Source organism: Kitasatospora sp. NPDC059803 (assembly GCF_042732255.1).
Taxonomy (GTDB): domain Bacteria; phylum Actinomycetota; class Actinomycetes; order Streptomycetales; family Streptomycetaceae; genus Kitasatospora.
The window spans coordinates 15,932-17,402 of sequence record NZ_JBHWIJ010000056.1; the positions used below are offsets into that span (position 1 = coordinate 15,932).

Annotated in this window: 2 protein-coding genes; one reads left to right on the forward strand and one right to left on the reverse strand. The window is 73.0% G+C overall.

Annotated elements, in window-relative coordinates; genetic code table 11:
• Window positions 1-116: 116 nt before the first annotated feature.
• On the reverse strand, window positions 117-389 hold the full coding sequence (locus tag ACFV6I_RS12430; RefSeq protein WP_063348110.1) for a hypothetical protein: 273 nt from the start codon (window positions 387-389) through the stop codon (window positions 117-119).
• Window positions 390-693: 304 nt separating this feature from the next.
• Between ACFV6I_RS12430 and ACFV6I_RS12435 the strand changes: the two genes are divergently transcribed.
• The gene (locus ACFV6I_RS12435) at window positions 694-1,404 is read left to right on the forward strand and encodes a DsbA family protein (protein ID WP_380342922.1); all 711 of its coding nucleotides are present in this window, start codon (window positions 694-696) and stop codon (window positions 1,402-1,404) included.
• Window positions 1,405-1,471 lie beyond the last annotated feature (67 nt).

The following is a 1,471-nucleotide window of genomic DNA, read 5'->3' on the forward strand; positions in this document are numbered from 1 at the left end:
ACCGTGTGGGGGGGGGACAAAAATCGCCTGCGTCCCGCTTTGGGTGCGGGTGTTATCGGGCCCCGCCCCCACCCCCCCCGCGCGGGGTCGCCTGGTGGCCGCGGCCAGGAACGACGTCAGCGCCGGGCGTCGAAGCGAAGGTCCACGAAGGCCCCGACCAGCCCCCCGAGCGCGACGGCCGGCACGACCGCATCCCCGGCACGACCGGCTAGCGCACCCGTGACCAGCACGACCGCGACGGCAGTCAACGCGCCCGCCCAGGCCGGTCCCGATCGCGGCAGCAAGGGCACGGGCCTGCCGTTCCGCCGCAACCTGACCCACTTGACGGCGAGCAGGAGCACCGCGACCGCGAGGAGCGGCGGCACCATGACGTGCGCGGAGTTTCCCATCCTTGTCCGCCTTCCGTTCGGGCTGTCACCGACACGGTAACTGCCGTACCAGCAAACGGCGATGGCGCCTCCCCGGCCACCGTCGCCGATGCACGGAACGGCCTGCGGGCAGAGCGCCGAACACCTGGGCTCGGGGACGTGAGAAGCGTTCCTGTGGGCCTTCCCGCGACGGCGCGACTGCGCTGCGGCCGATCCCGTCGGGCGCCTGAATATTTCATCACGAGAAATATTCAGGTGGTCGTCGGCGTTGGCCACGGAGCCGGGTGCGGGAAGGCCCCGCACGGCTGGAGACGGGAGCGACGCCGTGCGCGTGGAGATCTGGACCGACATCAACTGCCCGTGGTGCTACATCGGCAAGGCCCGGTTCGAGCAGGCCCTGGAGCGCTTCCCCCACCGTGGGGACGTGGAGGTCGTCCACCGCTCCTTCGAGCTCGACCCGCACTCGCCGGCCGAGGCGCGGCCGGTCGTCCCGCTGATCGCCGCCAAGTACGGGCTCAGCCTGGAGCAGGCCGAGGCGGCGGAGGCCCGGATCGCGGACAACGCACACGGGGAGGGCCTGGCGTACCTCCGCGAGGGACGCGACGCTGCGAACTCCTTCGACATGCACCGCCTGCTGCACTTCGCCAAGGACCACGGGCGACAGGGGCAGCTGCTGGACGCGCTGTACCGGGCCAACTTCGCCGACGCGCGATCCGCCTTCGCGGAAGGACGGCTGGTGGAACTGTCCGTCGAGGCCGGGCTGGACGGCGAGGCCGCGGCGGCGGTGCTGGCCGATCCGGACGCCTACGCGGAGGCGGTGCGCGAGGACGAGGCGACGGCGGGCGCGATGGGCGCCACCGGGGTGCCGTTCTTCGTGTTCGACCGGCGGCTCGGGGTCTCGGGCGCCCAGCCGGCCGAGACGTTCACAGCGGCCCTGGAGCAGGCCTGGGAGAGTCGGACGGTGGTGCCCCTGCTGGTCGGCGGCGGTGGCGGCGAGGCGTGCGGGCCGGACGGGTGCGAGCTGCCGCAGCGGTGAGGTGAGGGGCGCGGGTGAGGTATTTGGGCGGGGCGGAATTCGTGAGCGCCCGCGAACCCCCGCCGGG